This is a genomic window from Taibaiella chishuiensis (assembly GCF_003014535.1).
Lineage (GTDB): Bacteria > Bacteroidota > Bacteroidia > Chitinophagales > Chitinophagaceae > Taibaiella > Taibaiella chishuiensis.
On record NZ_PYGD01000010.1, the window covers coordinates 141,622 to 158,277 of the forward strand.

10 protein-coding genes are annotated in these 16,656 nt (G+C 49.9%); 6 read left to right on the forward strand and 4 right to left on the reverse strand.

Annotated features, from left to right (window positions below):
* Positions 1-34: 34 nt before the first annotated feature.
* Positions 35-1,543: an NAD(P)H-hydrate dehydratase gene (locus tag B0I18_RS20605; RefSeq protein WP_106524640.1), complete on the reverse strand. Its 1,509-nt coding sequence runs from the start codon at positions 1,541-1,543 to the stop codon at positions 35-37.
* 12 nt (positions 1,544-1,555) lie between these two features.
* Positions 1,556-2,839, reverse strand: a complete 1,284-nt coding sequence (gene tyrS / locus B0I18_RS20610) for a tyrosine--tRNA ligase (protein ID WP_106524641.1) — start codon at positions 2,837-2,839, stop codon at positions 1,556-1,558.
* Positions 2,840-3,098: 259 nt separating this feature from the next.
* Here tyrS and B0I18_RS20615 point away from each other — a divergent pair, with 259 nt between their 5' ends.
* The 3 genes from B0I18_RS20615 to B0I18_RS20625 all read left to right on the forward strand — a co-directional run bounded on the left by B0I18_RS20615 (position 3,099) and on the right by B0I18_RS20625 (position 11,935).
* A complete protein-coding gene (locus B0I18_RS20615; protein ID WP_181358559.1) occupies positions 3,099-4,271 on the forward strand; it encodes a putative type IX sorting system protein PorV2 in 1,173 nt (390 codons plus the stop codon).
* 33 nt (positions 4,272-4,304) lie between these two features.
* Positions 4,305-9,377 carry a putative type IX secretion system sortase PorU2 gene (gene porU2, locus B0I18_RS20620; protein WP_106524642.1) on the forward strand — a complete coding sequence of 1,691 codons (5,073 nt, stop codon included), beginning with the start codon at positions 4,305-4,307 and terminating at the stop codon, positions 9,375-9,377.
* A gap of 95 nt (positions 9,378-9,472) precedes the next feature.
* On the forward strand, positions 9,473-11,935 hold the full coding sequence (locus B0I18_RS20625; protein WP_106524643.1) for a PIG-L family deacetylase: 2,463 nt from the start codon (positions 9,473-9,475) through the stop codon (positions 11,933-11,935).
* Positions 11,936-12,678: 743 nt separating this feature from the next.
* Here B0I18_RS20625 and rdgB read toward each other — a convergent pair.
* Together rdgB and B0I18_RS20635 are read right to left on the reverse strand one after the other, a co-directional pair.
* Positions 12,679-13,254: an RdgB/HAM1 family non-canonical purine NTP pyrophosphatase gene (gene rdgB, locus B0I18_RS20630; protein ID WP_106524644.1), complete on the reverse strand. Its 576-nt coding sequence runs from the start codon at positions 13,252-13,254 to the stop codon at positions 12,679-12,681.
* A 20-nt stretch (positions 13,255-13,274) separates the two neighbouring features.
* Positions 13,275-13,733 carry a DNA polymerase III subunit psi gene (locus B0I18_RS20635; protein WP_106524645.1) on the reverse strand — a complete coding sequence of 153 codons (459 nt, stop codon included), beginning with the start codon at positions 13,731-13,733 and terminating at the stop codon, positions 13,275-13,277.
* Between the two features lie 126 nt (positions 13,734-13,859).
* Between B0I18_RS20635 and B0I18_RS20640 the strand changes: the two genes are divergently transcribed.
* From B0I18_RS20640 to B0I18_RS20650, 3 genes are all read left to right on the forward strand, one after another.
* The gene (locus B0I18_RS20640) at positions 13,860-14,930 is read left to right on the forward strand and encodes a branched-chain amino acid aminotransferase (RefSeq protein ID WP_106524646.1); all 1,071 of its coding nucleotides are present in this window, start codon (positions 13,860-13,862) and stop codon (positions 14,928-14,930) included.
* A gap of 133 nt (positions 14,931-15,063) precedes the next feature.
* Positions 15,064-15,561, forward strand: coding sequence for a TlpA disulfide reductase family protein (locus tag B0I18_RS20645; RefSeq protein ID WP_106524647.1), 498 nt, complete (start codon positions 15,064-15,066; stop codon positions 15,559-15,561).
* A gap of 117 nt (positions 15,562-15,678) precedes the next feature.
* Positions 15,679-16,626, forward strand: coding sequence for an arginase (locus B0I18_RS20650; protein WP_106524648.1), 948 nt, complete (start codon positions 15,679-15,681; stop codon positions 16,624-16,626).
* Positions 16,627-16,656: the final 30 nt, after the last annotated feature.

The window sequence follows — 16,656 nt, forward strand, 5'->3', positions numbered from 1 at the left end:
GGGAATAAGGTCTGTAAATATAAAGAAATAAGCATTACAGGTCACCGGACAAACTCCGGAATGCAGCGCCCAGCCAATCGGGCAGGTCGCCGGCAATGAGCGCTTCCTGTCCGGATGCGGCAGCTGCCAGGTCGCCGGCAAGGCCATGCAGGTATACGCCCAGCCGGGCAGCATCTGCCGGTGTATAGCCCTGGGCCAGCAAGGCGGTAAGGATACCGGTCAGTACATCGCCGCTGCCGCCGGTAGCCATGCCGGCATTGCCCGTGGTATTGTACCAGCAGGCGCCTGTAGGCAGCACCACAGCGGTATGATGGCCCTTAAGCACGATACAGATATTGTACTTCATGGCATTGGCCCGCGCCAGTTCTACCTGGAGCATGGAGTCGGGCGCCTTGCCAAACAGGCGTTCAAACTCCCTGGGATGTGGTGTGATAATGGTATGCGCCGGCAAAAGATGCAACATATCCTTTTCGGCTGCAACCAGGTTGAGTGCATCGGCATCGAGCACCAGGCTGCCATTGGCCGAACGGATATACCGCAGCAGGGCAGCGCCCGTTTCCGGGGCCTGGCCCATACCCGGACCGATACCCAGCACCGCTTTATCTTCGGCTTTAATTTTTTCGACTACTTCTTTACCGGCCGCTATAAACATGGCTTCCGGGTTGAGCACCTGCAGGATGGTATTGCCGGTTTCGGGGGCCGCGGTAAAAACCAGGCCCGCCCCGCTTCGCAGTGCGGCACGGGTGCTCAGGGCTATAGCGCCCATTTTACCATAACTGCCGCCTACCAGTTGTACTTTACCAAAACTGCCTTTGTGCCCGAAGGGATTCCTGGGCTTATACAGCGCTGCAGCCGTTGCAGCACCGGTCGTATAATATTGGGTATGGGTAGCGGTTATATACTGCGTGCTCAGCCCGATATCGAGCAGGTGTACGGCGCCGGTATGGACCGCTGCCTCGGGATGGAGAAAGCTGCGTTTATAAAACTGGAAGCTGAGGGTGTATTGCGCCCGGATCACCGCGGCCTCCGGCTCCGGCAGGCTGTCGGCGGGTAAGCCGCTGGGCGTGTCGATGGCAATAACGGTATTGCTCAAGGCATTGAGCTCCTGCACAAAAGATGCCGGCCAGTCTTCGAGCGGTCGGTTCAGGCCTGTGCCGAATAATGCATCGATGACCAGGATGTCTTCGGATAAGGTGCTCAGGTATTGCCCAGGCTCCAGGATCCTGATGTTTTCGGGCATCAGCTGGTGCAGCAGGGTCAGGTTATGAGCGGCATCGGGCGAAAACTGGGCCGCATGCCGCAGGACCACGGCCCTGGCGGGGTAGCCCTGTTGTAACAGGATGCGGGTAAGCGCCAACCCGTCGCCGCCGTTATTGCCCATACCGCAAACGACTAGTACGGGGGTATGATTACTGTAATGTTGCTGTAGCCAGGAGGCACAGGCGTTAGCCGCCCGCTCCATCAGATCAGCGGAAGTTATGCCTTCTTCCTGAATGGTGAAGGCGTCGCATTCCCTGATCTGGCGGGCGGTAAATATTTTCAAGGCTTCAGTTTTTTATTCGAAAACAGCAAGATAATATTGTTTTTTACCTTTTTGAATCAGCGTATAACGGTCATTCAGCAGGTGCTCTTCTTTCAGCAGTACGGCAGCATCTTCCACTTTCTCTTTATTGATGCTGATGCCGCCCGATTGCAGCATTTTGCGGGCTTCGCCTTTGGAGCTGAAAACACCGGTATCTGCCAGGAACTGCACAAAATCGACGCCTTCTTTCAGCGATGCGCGTGAAAAGGTAACCTGGGGCACGCCTTCCATTACTTCGAGCAATTGTTTTTCGTCGAGGGTGGCCAGGGCTTCGGTAGTCGATTTACCAAAAAGGATATCGCTGGCCTGCTGTGCAAAATGCAGGTCTTCGGCACTGTGTACGAGCGTCGTCACCTCCTCGGCCAGCTTCTTTTGCAGGGCGCGCAGGTGCGGGGCAGCTTCGTGTTCCTGTACCAGGGCCTCTATTTCATCGATCGGCAGGAAGGTAAATAAACGGATCAGGTTTTTGGCGTCCTCGTCGGTTACTTTAAGCCAGTACTGGTAGAACTGGTAAGGCGAGGTTTTCTCGCGGTCCAGCCAGATATTACCGGATTCTGTTTTACCGAATTTACCGCCATCGGCTTTTTTCAGCAGGGGGCAGGTAAAGGCAAAGGCTTCGCTGCCGCCCTTACGGCGTATCAGTTCGGTACCGGTTACGATATTGCCCCATTGGTCGCCGCCGCCAAACTGCAGTTTAATATTTTTATGCTGGTTCAGGTAATAGAAATCGTAACCCTGGATGAGCTGGTAGCTGAATTCGGTAAATGAAAGACCGTATTCCAGTCTTTTCTGTACCGAATCTTTGGCCATCATATAATTAACGGTAATGTGCTTGCCCACATCGCGGATAAAATCGAGGAAGGAAAAATCCTTGAACCAGTCGTGGTTGTTGACCAGTTCTGCGGCATTGGGTTTTGCGGCGTCGAAATCCAGGAATTTCTGTAACTGTTTCCGGATGCCGGTAATATTGCGTTGTAAAGTATCGTTGTCCAGCAGGTTGCGCTCGGCCGATTTCCCGGTCGGATCGCCGATCATGCCGGTAGCGCCGCCAATAAGGGCATAGGGTTTGTGCCCTGCGCGTTGCATGTGCATTAATAATATAATCGGCAGCATACTGCCGATATGCAGGCTGTCCGCTGTAGGGTCGAAGCCCACATAACCCGAAGTCATCTCTTTCGCTAATTGTTCCTCTGTACCCGGAATAATGTCTTGTAGTAATCCTCGTTGCTGTAGTTCGGGAATAAAATTCTTTACCACGATTGTAAATGCTGATTTTAATGAATGAAGACGGATCAGGAATGCGGAAATGCCGACCCGGTTGCAAATGTAACAAAATGGCAAGATTTTTGATCTAAATCTGTTTCAAAAGTTAAGATTTTCCTAACTTCGTTGCAGGTTACTTGATTTACGGGTTGTAATGTTTAAACGCTTTGTGAACCAATATCCAACGAATAAGCCGCGTTAACCTTAAGTTAATCAAAAACGGCTATTTTTGCGCCAGCTATAAAGCTACACTATGAGAAAATTTGGACTCGTTTTTTTATTATCCTGTTTTTCCCTCACCACCCGCGCCCAAAGCCGGATTTATGTGAATGAATACCTCAATATCGGGGTAGGGGCCAGGGGATTGAGTATGGCGGGGGCTACGGCCGCTTCCACTTCCGATGTGTATTCAGGTTACTGGAACCCCGCCGGCCTGATGAAGGTGGATGCGGATTACCAGGCAGGCCTGATGCATGCCGAGTACTTTGCCGGTATCTTCAAATACGATTATGGTTCCGTAGCTGTTCCTTTAAAAAAGAAGGACAGGGCCCTGGGCATCACCTTTATCCGTTTTGCCACCGACAATATTCCTTATACGCTCGATTATGTACAGCCCGATGGTTCGTTTAACGAAAGCAAGCTGAAAGGATTCTCGGCCGGCGACTACGCCGTGCTGCTTTCCTATGCGCAAAAGCTGAACTGGTTCAAAAAGAATAAAGACCTCCACACCCGTATCGGCGCCAGCGGTAAGATCCTGTACCGCAATGTGGGCAGTATGGCCAATGCCTGGGGTTTCGGCCTCGACCTGGGGCTGCAGGTAGATTATAAACAATGGATCTTCGGGCTTACCGCGAAAGATATTACCACCAGTTATACGGCATGGAGCTTTCACCTGACCGATGAGGAGAAGAAAATCTTCGACGCCACTAAAAACGAAATACCCATCAAGTCTTACGAGGTTATGCTGCCCCGCTTCAACTTCGGCATTGCCCGTAACTTTATGAAAGCCGGTAAAGATATCCAGGTACTGGCCGAACTCGGGTTCGACGTTACGACCGATGGTAAACGTACTACCCTGGTTTCATCCAAACCCATCAGTATCGACCCGAGACTGGGTGTAGAGGCCAGCTATAAAAACTCCATTTTTGTACGGGCCGGCATCGGTAACTTCTACCGGGCGCTCGATAATGCGGACACCACCAATACCAAAAAATATACCGTATTCCAGCCTTCTGTAGGGGTAGGGTTTAAGGTGAAGAGCTTTTCCGTAGACTATGCGTTTACCAGTTTGCAAATGCAGGACAACCCGCTGATGTCTCACGTGATTTCCATCCGCCTGGATATCTACAAAGCCAGGAAACAGGCCGCTGCAGACAGCAGGCCCCCGGCCAGGACGGTAGCTCCGGAACCTGCTAAACAGCAGTAAACTGCCCTTCATCATTAAAAATAGAAAACAGAAATGAAGCATATATTATACAAATCATTGCTGGCTGCCACATTGGCCCTGGTACTGAACGGGCTGGTTACAGCGCCCGCGCATGCGCAGCCTTACGGTAACGAATGGATCAAATTCAGCAATACCTATTATAAATTTAAAATAGCGCGGGAGGGCATCTACCGCATCAGTAAAACACAGCTCGATGCCCTGGGTATGTCGGCTGTAACCGGCAACCAGTTTGCTATTTTCCGCGAAGGCCAGGAAGTGCCGGTTTATACTTCCACCAGCGGCGTATTCGGTAGCAGCGATTTTATCGAATTCTATGCCACCAAGGCGGATGGCAAGATCGATACCGATCTTTATCCCGATCCCGGTTTCCAGCCCAATAAAGATCTTAACCTGATCTCGGATACCGCCTATTACTTCCTTACCTACGACAACACGACCCATCAACGCCTGCAACAGGTAAATGCCGCAATACCGGTGCCCGCGCCGGCTGCAGCTCCGTATTGCTGGGCGGTATCCCGTCCTACCGAAAACATCAGGAGCTCTTTTAACGACGGACAGACCAATATCAGCAGCGATTACTTCTATGCCGCCGACTACGACCTGGGCGAAGGCTGGGCCTACCCCGATTTAAAACCGGTGCATACGCTTAACGTCCCAGTATCCCAGGTGTATAACGCAGGCCCTAATGCATCGCTTTCCTTTACCATGTCGGGCCATACTATCGCTGTCAACCAGCATTTGTTTAATGTAAGGGTGAACAGTACCAGTGTTTTCGATAGTACCGTATACGGCTTCAACATGGTAAAACGCAGTGTGAATATCTCCACGGGTTTGCTTAACGATCCGAATACTACGGTTACTTTAACCGATGCAGCCAGTGGACCGGCCAATAAATACGTAATGGAGGTTTCCATCCGCTACCCGCGGACCTATAATTTTGCCGGTAGCCTGAGCACGCTTGCCGCATTCCAGGTTCCGGCTGCAGAACGTTATCTCGAGATCTCGGGCTTCAATACCGGCGGACAGGCCCCAAGGCTGATCGACCGTACCAACAGCAGGGTTTATAACGGTGTGTTAGACGGTGGCCTGGTTAAGTTCTATCTCGATAACTCCTTTGCCGACCGCGATCTGCTGCTGGTAAGCGCCGGTACCATCGGGGCTGTAAACAATTTACAACCCGTTACCTTCCGTAACTACAGCAATAGCAATAACCAGGGTGATTATATTATCCTCAGTCATAAAAATTATATCAATGCTACACCGAACTACCTGAACGATTTCAAGAGTTACAGGAGCAGCGCCAACGGGGGCAGCCACAGCCCGGTTATTGTCGACGTAACGGAACTGTACGACCAGTTTGGCTTCGGCTTTGAATACCACCCGATGAGCGTTCGTAAGTTTATTAAATATGCCAGCGACAACTGGGGCACCAAACCGAGCTACCTGTTTATTGTGGGCAAGGGTATTGTTTACAACGCCTATGCCGCTTACCAGCAAAATGCCGCCCAGTACTCTTATTCACCGGTGCCCACCTGGGGCGACCCGGGTTCCGACAACCTTTTTTCCAGCTTTAATAATGACAATAAGCCCATACTTGCCACAGGCAGGTTCTCGGCATGGAGCAATGCCGAGATCGGCGGTTACCTGAATAAGGTAAAACTTTATGAAGGTGCCATGCGGCCGGCAACACTGCCTACCGTTGCTTCCGAATTCTGGAAGAAAAAAGGGCTCAACATTGCCGGTTCGTCCAACCAGAGCCTGCAGGTTACCTTGTTGAACTCCCTGCAGGGATGTAAAGACATTTACGAGGATACCCTTGTAGGCGGTATCGTAACTACGATCGCTAAATCGACAACCGACCCGGTAGACCAGGAGCATAGCAATGCCGTAGATTCGCTGGTAAATAAAGGCGTAGGTAACCTTACCTTTTATGGCCACGCTTCCTCCACGGGCTTCGACTTCAACCTGAATACACCGGATAATTATAATTCAACGCCGCGGTTCATGACCTTCTTTGCCTATGGCTGTAACGTAGGTCATATCTTTACGCTGGATACGGTTAAGACCATCAGTGAGAACTACCTGGTTTCCGAAAAAGGCGGCTCCATTATGATGATCGCCGGAGATAATACCGGCTGGACCACTGTGCTGCACCCTTATATGCAAAACCTGATGCGCAGCATCTCTTACCGCGACTATGGTAAAACACTGGGGCAGCAATACCGGAAGAATATCGAATACCTGCAGAATAATTTCGGTGGCGCATTTGTGGATGTACATACCCAATGTCTCGTTTACCAGGGCGACCCTGCACTCTATATGTTCAACCCGGAGCAAAGGGACTATGCCGTAGAAGAAGCCGGGCTTTCGGCCAACCCGGCCAATGTAACCACAGCATTGGATTCGTTTACCCTCAAAGCCGTGCTGTACAACCTCGGTAAAGCCGAGCGCGATACGGTACTGGTACGCTTGGAGCATGTACGCCAGGGCAGCGGTGCGGTAGCTTATACCGATACCTTACGCGTGGCCAACCTGCTTAATACCGACACCGTTTACTTCCGCGTACCCGTTAACCCCAACCTGGATATCGGTTTAAATAAATATACGGTCAAGATCGATGCCAATGACCGCTACGACGAGGTATCGGAGCAGAACAATGCAGCTACCCTGCAACTCTTTATCTATTCGGAAAACCTGGTACCGGTATACCCGCACGAGTTTGCGATCGTACATGATCAGAATACCACATTAAAGGCCTCTACGCTGAACGCATTTGCCCGTAATATGCGTTACAAACTGGAAATAGATACGACCGAAACCTTCGACAGCCCGCTGAAACTGGCTACCCAGATTACCAGTTCCGGGGGCATCATAAAATGGAAGCCCAATATTACCTATAGAGACAGCGTGGTCTACTACTGGCGTGCTGCGCCGGACACCCTGATCAACGGGGTCAACAGCTGGTCTTCCAGTTCCTTTATCTACCTGGCCAACGGCTCGGATGGCTGGAACCAGTCGCACTACTACCAATATAAAAGGAACCAGTTAACCGGTATTAAACTGCTGGAGACAACGAGGAAGTTCAGGTTTAACCCCCTGGTTAACACCTTCAAAATCGAAAACAAAACGATCTATTCCCCGGCTAACGATTACTCCAATGTAAGGCAGTCGCTCAACGACCTTGTGCTCGACAACTGGGGATGTGCCTTTAACGGCTCTGTACAGATCCTGGTTATCGACTCGGTATCGGGACAACCCTGGACCAATACCCTGGCGGGCTCCGCACACTCGCAGCCAACCTGTAGCGGCAACCCTAACCTGAAACGTTACCAGTACGAATTCTCTACCGGTACGCTTGAATCTCGGAACTACGCCAAGCGCTTTATCGATTCGGTGCCGAACGGTAATTATATCATGATCAAAAACCTGATCTACGATCCGATCTGGAACGGACAAACTGCGGCACAATGGAAAGATGATGAACTGGTGAACGGTACGGGCAATTCGTTGTACCATACGATCAAGAACCTTGGCTTCAACCAGATCGATTCTTTTGTCAATGTCAAAAAAGTATTTGCCTTCTTCCGTAAAAAAGGAGACAATACGTATCCCGTATACCAGTCGGTAAGTCCGGATGAAGTAACGAAGATCACGATGGACAATATTACGTTCTTAAGTTACCCGGATACCGGTATGATGGAAAGCACCATCGTAGGACCGGCGCTGGAATGGAAAAACCTGATCTGGCAGACTTCACCTACCGACAATGCACCGCAGTTCGACTCTCCCTACGTGCAGATTTATGGTATCACTGCGCAGAATGCTGAGAACCTCCTGTATTCGGGCCTGGCCCGCGATACTTCGCTGTCCTTTATTTCGGCCAACCAATACCCGAGGTTGAAATTAAATTGGTACAGCGTGGATAACATCGTACGTACCAGTCCGTACCTCAACTACTGGCGCGTGTTGTATAAACCTGTGCCCGAGGCCGCACTCAATGCCAATGCTCATTTCGAATACCAGGATTCACTCACTGCAGGACAACGGGGCAAACTCCGGATCGCCATCGAAAACCTGACCGCAATTCCTATGGATAGTATGCTTGTGCGTTATAAAATGATCGATGCGAACAATACCACCCATGTGCTGGCCAATAAGAAATACAAGAAACTGTTGGGCAACGATACGCTTATTGCCGACCTGGATTTCGATCCGCTCAATTATTCCGGCAATAACTTCCTCTTTATCGAGGCCAACCCGGATAATAACCAGCCCGAGCAATACCATCCCAACAACCTGGGTTACCTGAACTTCTATATGGCCTCGGACCGGCGCAGCCCGCTGCTCGACGTAACCTTCGACGGGGTGCATATCCTGGATAAGGATATCGTTTCGGCCAAGCCACTGATCAAAGTATTGCTCCGCGATGAGAATAAATACATGCCGTTGAACGATACCGCGCTGATGCGGGTGCAGTTACTGCGGCCCGGCAGCAGTACACCGCAAAATATACCGGTCGACGGCAACATCTGCAGGTTTTACCCGGCTGCAGATACCGGGGTAAGCGCCAAGAACGAGGCCAGGATCGAATACCGTCCCGAATTGCTGGAAGATGGTGTATACCGGCTCGTGGTTACCGGCAAGGATAAAGTGGGCAATAATGCAGGCGGTACCGGTGGCGCCGGCACCAATGCTTCGATGTATGAAGTTAACTTTACCATCGAGAACAAACCCTCTATTACCAATGTGCTGAACTACCCGAATCCCTTCTCCACATCGACGCAGTTTATCTTTACCATGACGGGTTCGGAAATACCCTCCCAGTTCAAGATCCAGATCATTACGGTAACGGGTAAAGTGGTGCGGGAGATCAAAAAGTATGAATTGGGCGACCTGCATATCGGACGCAATATCACCGATTATCGCTGGGATGGTAAAGACGAATACGGGCAGACACTGGGTAACGGCGTGTACCTGTACCGTGTGATCACTTCGATAAGAGGAGAAGGCATAGAGCAGAGAAAGAATGCAGCCGTCGATAAATATTTTAAAAACGGCTACGGAAAATTGTATATCATGCGATAGATTTTCGTTGTACATTCGTTGCGTAATTTTTCATTTAACCTCGTAGTTTTTATTAACTACGAGGTTTTTAAATTCAAAAAATACCGCAACCTCTGATGAAAAGGATCTTTTCTTTTTTAATGCTTTCCATATCGGGAACGGCGTTATGTGCGCAACAGTTCCGCCCGATGTCTTCCACCCAGATTTACGATAAGGTACAGCAGTTAAACGTATTGGGTACCGTTATGTATATGGCGGCGCACCCCGATGATGAAAACACCAGGCTGATCTCTTACCTCGTCCACCACGATCATATCCGTACCGTTTACCTGTCGCTTACCCGCGGCGATGGCGGTCAGAATATACTGGGCAACGAACAGGGCAGTACCCTGGGCCTTATCCGTACCCACGAATTGCTGGAGGCCCGTAAGATAGACGGCGCCGAGCAATTGTTTACCCACGTTATCGATTTCGGTTATACCAAATCTCCCGAAGAAACCTTTAAGTTCTGGAACCGCGAGCAGTTGATCAAAGATGTTACTGCCGCCTTCCAGCAATATAAACCCGATGTGATCATCTGCCGTTTCCCGACCACGGGCGAAGGCGGGCACGGACAACATACCGTTTCGGCGATCATAGCCGGCGATGTATATAAACGCATCGAAGAACAGAAAACCTCGGGCAAAGGTCCTGCAGACCTGTGGCAACCCACGCGCCTGTTGTTTAACTCCTTCCGTTTCGGCGACCGCAATACCACCAGCGAAGACCAGTTCAAACTACCCATTAACCAGTACGAATCCTTACTGGGCGAGGGTTATGGCGAAATGGCCGGCCGCAGCCGCAGCGTACACAAAAGCCAGGGCGCCGGTACACCGCAAAGCGTAGGTATTACCAACGAGTACTTTAAACTGATAGCCGGTAAACCGGTAAGCACCTCTTTATACGACAATATAGACCTGAGCTGGAACAGGGTAGGGCGTAAAGAAATAGGCGCTGCCATCCAGCAACTGATCAGCAACTTTGCCTTCGTCGATCCTTCGCGCAATATACCGGCACTGCTGGCTATCCGCAAACAGATAGAGACGGTAAAGGATCCCTTCTGGAAAGCCCAGAAGCTGCAGGAGATCGACGAGATCATCCTCTCTGCTTCTGGCATCATGGCCGAGGCCCTTATCGATAATCCCGACGCTACTCCCGGCAGCAAAATACCGCTTACGCTTAACCTGATCAGCAGGAGCCAGACCCCGGTTACGGTAACGCATATAGCCTTACAACAGGATGGTAATACCGTGCAGGCGCCGCTTAACATGGCTTTCGACTCGCTGTACAAGATACCCGTACCCGCAACCATAAGCAACAACGAAGCGCTTACCGAACCTTATTGGCTGCAGCAAAGCGCACAGACCGGCGCTTACCAGTACGATGCCGCTTATGCCGGTGCACCGGAAGGCGCCAATAAACTGGTAGTATCCGTTGGCGTACAGATAGGCGGACAGCCCTTTAGCTTCAGCGTTCCTGTTTCGTATAAAGTATTGGACCCGGTAAGGGGCGATGTGGTGGAGCGGCTGCATATCGTACCTGCCGTATCGGTAGAACCTTACCATACGCTTTTCGTATTTGAAAAAGACAAACCGCAACAGGCCTTTATCAAGCTGAAAACCTTTAAGGATATCAGCAGCGCGGCCCTGAAAGTAAGTTATGGCGCACAGGCTTTGACCACCCTGCAACTGGCTGCGCTTAAAGCCGGTACAGATACCCTGATCCCGGTAACCGTGCCCACAACGGCGCTGCAGGCTGCCGGTACGGATAGCTATATCGCCTTTAGCGTAACTGCCGATGGCAAAACCTACGACCGCGGCCGGCATATGATCCGGTATACCCATATACCCGAACTACAGTATTTTACCGATGCCCGTATGAAGGTAGTACGTAAAGACTGGCAGGTGGCCATTAAAAAGGTAGGATATATCGAAGGGGCAGGTGATTATGTAGATGCCGTGCTGAACCTCTGCGGTCTGAATGTAGAACGTATACCGGCAGGCGCGGTAAACAACCAGGGCTACCTGGATAATTTCGAAGCCATCGTGATCGGTATCCGCGCCTACAACACTCAAAGCCAGATCAGCTCCTGGATGCCTGCATTGATGCGGTATGTGGAGCAGGGCGGTACACTTATTGTACAATACAATACCAACCAGAACCTGATGACCACCAAGTTTGGCCCTTATCCCTTTAAGATATCGCGCGACCGCGTAACGGAAGAGGATGCCAAAGTAACCTTTACCGACCCGGCTTCACCACTGCTGCTGTTCCCCAACAAGATCGGTACGCAGGACTTTGATAACTGGGTACAGGAACGGGGCGTCTATTATCCCTCCGATTGGGATGCTCATTACAAAACCATGTTGTCGATGCACGATACCGACGAGAAGCCCCTGGACGGCGCCATCCTCCAGGCCGCTTATGGCAAAGGCCAGTTTATCTATACCTCGCTCGCCTTTTTCCGCCAGTTGCCCGCCGGCAATACCGGCGCCATCAGGCTCATGATGAACCTGCTTTCGGCAGGGAAAGGGAAGTAGTATTGGGATGTTAGATATTAGATGTGAGATGTGAGATATTAGATATTAGATGTTAGTATTGAGATAGCAGAAATGGGTATTGCACACCGGGTTTATCCGTACGCAATACCCATTTTTATTATTTGAAACCCGATAATAGAATAGCGCTCCAACAAAGCCAGCTACAGGAGGGAGTACCTGTAGCTTGTCCATTTTAATTAGTCCTATGTCATCCTGAGCCAAGCGAAGGATCTTAACTAAGGGAGCCGCCGATGCGACAAAGGTTTAAGTTGTTCTCATTTATTACAGACGAAACATGTATTACGCAACAGGACATCAACCCTCTAATACAATCACTCCAACAAAGCCAGCTAACGGATGAGATCCTTCGCTGTGCTCAGGATGACAATCGTCCTCCTGATACTTGATACTTGGTACTTGATACTAAAAAAATGCCCCCCTTCGCTACGCTCCCGATGACAATAACCCTCTAACACAATCACTCCGTTAAAGCCAGCTAACCGGTGAGATCCTTCGCTAGACTCAGGATGACAATCGTCCTCTTAATACGTAGCACTCCGTTAAAGCCAGCTAATTGATGAGATCCTTCGCTAGACTCAGGATGACAATCGTCCTCTTAATACGTAGCACTCCAACAAAGCCAGCTAATTGATGAGATCCTTCGCTGCGCTCAGGATGACACCTTTCCTCCTGATGCTTGATATTTAATATCTAACATCTAATATCTCACATCTCAATACTAATTACACCCCATTCAAAAACTCCGTAAACGCGCGCATAGCCGCGCCACGGTGACTGATCTTGTTTTTTTCTTCCAGGGGAATTTCAGCAAAGGTCAGGGCCCAGCCTTCGGGTACGAACAGCGGATCGTAACCGAAGCCCCCCTCGCCGCGGGCTATAGCCTGTACGGTACCGGCGCAGCGGCCTTCGAAATAATGGGGCTTGCCCTGTAGCATAAGACAGATAACCGACTGGTAATAGGCATAATGGTCCGAAATACCCACCAGTGCACGGACCAGTTTTTCGTTGTTGGCTGCATCATTAGTCGGTTCGCCTGCATAACGGGCGCTGTATACGCCCGGCGCGCCGTTGAGGGCCGGCACTACCAGGCCGCTATCCTCGGCAAAGCAATCCAGTCCCGTCTTCCGGTATACATAATCCGCTTTGGACCAGGCATTTTTTTCAAAAGTATCATAGGGTTCCGGCAGCTCTTCCCATACACCCGCTTCCTTCAGCGTCATCAATTCCATATCCCTGCGGATCATAGACTGTACCTCTTTTAATTTGCCCTGGTTATTGGAAGCGAAAATAAGTTTCATAAATGCTATTGATGATTGTTTTAACCGATAAAATGTGGCTTAAGCGCCTGCTGCCATAAATCGTTCTTGACCTGTTGGTTTTGCATCACGTCGGATATGGCATAGGTCTTTATCCAGGAGCGCCCGTCAAAACCGGTTACCCGGTTGAACGGCAGGTGAATACCGAGTCCCAGCGCTTCTTCGGACATACCAAAAAGCAAGACATGTTTTACCTGCTCCAACTCCCTGAAATCCAGCCAGGTATTATCGCCCGTTATAATCGCGTACTGTTCGGGCTGTAAAGCACACGCTTTAAGTATTTTATGTAATTGAACTTCTTCTGCATCCCGGTTGTTATAAGCGGGAATAAACAGCAGCACAGAAACAGTTAGTAATTGCTCACTAATATTTTTTTGAGCATCGTTTTTGGACACAATTATTTTTCTATCAGAAAAAAGAATATCTAAAAAACGCTCATTTATTAAATTTAACATCGACATATTACCGGGATCTGTTTTATGAAAGACGAAACGACAAAAATATTTCGTTCCTTTGCAGCGCAAAGATAATACTGTTGGTTTTGTGAAGACTGGAATTTTAATAATCAATGTAAATCAATTCATTCTATGAGTGTAAGTACGCTTAATGTTACTATCCGTCAAACGGAGAACAGCAGGATCCATCCACTTGAAAAAGACAAACTCGTATTCGGTAAAGAATATTCAGATCACATGCTTGTATGTGATTATGTAGATGGAGCGTGGCAAACGCCCGAAATCATTCCTTATGGCGATTTCAGCTTAAGCCCGGCTACCTCTTTCATGCACTATGGCCAGGCTATTTTCGAAGGTGTTAAAGCATACCGTCAGCCCGATGGCTCTGTAGCCATTTTCAGGCCTATCGATAACTGGAAACGTATGAATGTATCTGCACACCGTATGGGTATGCCTGATATCCCGGAAGAGATCTTTATGGAAGGCCTGCGCCAGCTCATCGAACTCGATGCAGCCTGGGTACCTAACGATGCCGAAACTTCGCTTTATATCCGCCCGTTCATGATCGCTATGGACGAATTTATCGGCGTACGTTCTTCAGAAACTTACCGTTTCGCGATCATTACCAGCCCTGCCGGCGCTTACTATAACAAACCCGTACGCATTTATGTACAGGACAAATATGTACGTGCTGCCAAAGGTGGTATCGGTTACACTAAAGCTGCCGGTAACTACGGCGCGAGCATGCTGCCCGCTGCAGAAGTAAAGAAAATGGGTTATGACCAGAACCTCTGGACAGATGCCGTAGAAAATAAATATGTACAGGAGATCGGTACCATGAACGTGTTCTTCATCGTTGATGGCGTGGCCCTTACTCCTGATCTGAACAGCGGTACCATCCTGGCCGGCGTTACCCGCGACAGTATCATTACCCTGCTTAAAGAAAACGGTATCCCGGTTGAAGAACGCCCGATCAGCATCGACGAACTGATCGCTGCGCAGAAAGACGGTCGCCTGCAGGAAGCCTTCGGTAGCGGTACAGCGGCTTCTATGTCGTTTATTGCCGACCTTACCTATAAAGAGGAAACCCTGCACCTGCCGGATGTAAACACCTGGATCATTTCTCCTAAAATCAAAAAACAGCTCGACGAGATCCGTTACGGTCATGTAGCAGACAACCACGGCTGGAGATTCAAAGTATAATCCGTATACCGGGTAAATGAAAGGCGATGCATTTTGCATCGCTTTTTTTTGTACCGTTAACAGCGGGTTAAGGGCATTGGTCCCGGTAGCGCAATTAAGAGTTTGTTGACAATCCACGGTCTATCTTTGCCACATGAAAAAATGCATTCCCGTTTTACTCCTCATACTTACCCTGTTTACCACCCGGCAGTCCTTTGCCCAGAAGAGCATTCCAGCTTATGATTCAAAGTCTTTCCTGGAGCGGGTTTCCAACCCGGATACCCTGTATATCGTTAACTTCTGGGCTACCTGGTGTATACCCTGCGTTAAGGAATTGCCGGCTTTCGATATCATACACGACCTGTACAAAGGCAAACCGGTAAAGGTTTTGCTGATGAGCTTCGACTTCAGGGAGCAATACCCCGCAAAGCTCGAATCCTGGGTAAAAAAGAAAAAAATCCATAGCGAAGTAGCCTGGTTCAGCGAAAGCAATCCCAACGACTATATTCCCAAAATAGCGCCGGAATGGGAAGGCGCATTGCCCGCTACCTTGCTCATCAATAACAGTACCGGCAAGCGCGAGGTGCTGGGCCGCGAGATCACGGCCGATGAACTCAAACAATGGATAGCAACGCAGCCCGGCAGTCGTTGATCTCCTCCTTACGTGGCGCGGTATTGCTGCGATCGCGCTGTTTACCATCCGGTTAAAATTCATCAAAGCCATGCTGTAATTCGGAAAGCTGTACTGTTTTCCGTAATTTTGACGTCTATGCGTAATATAAAAATCATAGAAGTACGTTCCGAAATAGGTGCAGGTACCCGGGGCGCAAGCCTGGGTGTCGATGCCATTAAAATAGCTGCCCTCGACTTTATGAGCAGCCTGTTTGTAAATATTCCAACCGAAGTTATTCCCGACGAGAACCGCCTGCTCTACGAACCCGTAGAGTCGCCTTATGCCAAAAGGATAAAAGGGGTGTATACCATGTACGAAAGGGTAGCCCAGTCGGTAAACGAAACCCTGAAGTCGGGCCTGTTCCCTATCGTGCTGGCCGGCGACCACAGCACCGGCGGCGGTACCATTGCCGGTATTAAGATGGCCAAACCTAAAGGCCGTCTCGGTGTGATCTGGATCGACGCCCATGCCGATATGCACTCGCCTTATACCACACCATCGGGCAATATGCACGGCATGCCCCTGGCCGCTTCCCTGGCCGAGGACAACGAAGAAAACAAAACCCATAAGGTAGATGCCACTACGACAGACTGGTGGAATAAACTGAAAAATATCGGTAAGATCAGCCCGAAAATATTACCGCAGGACCTGGTATTTATCGCGCTGCGTGATTACGAAAAAGAAGAAGAAGCCATACTGCGCAAGCACAACATTAAAGTGATACCCGTACAGGAAGTGCGTAAAAAAGGCGTGGAGAACGTGGTACGGCAAACCTTGCTGCACCTCAGCAACTGCGAAGATATCTATGTTTCGTTCGATGTAGACAGTATGGACAGTTCCATATCCCGCGGCACCGGTACCCCGGTAAGCAACGGGCTGCGCGAGCGCGAGGCCGAGGATCTTGTGGCTTCCTTTATGCAGAACCATAAGATCTGCTGCTTCGAGATTACCGAAGTAAACCCGACACTCGATAAAGAAAACCTGATGGCGGAGATCGCCTTTAATATCCTGCAACGCAGCGTAAACCTGCTGCTTGTAAACTAAGAAGACCTGTGGATGCGGGTTTCCGGCCCG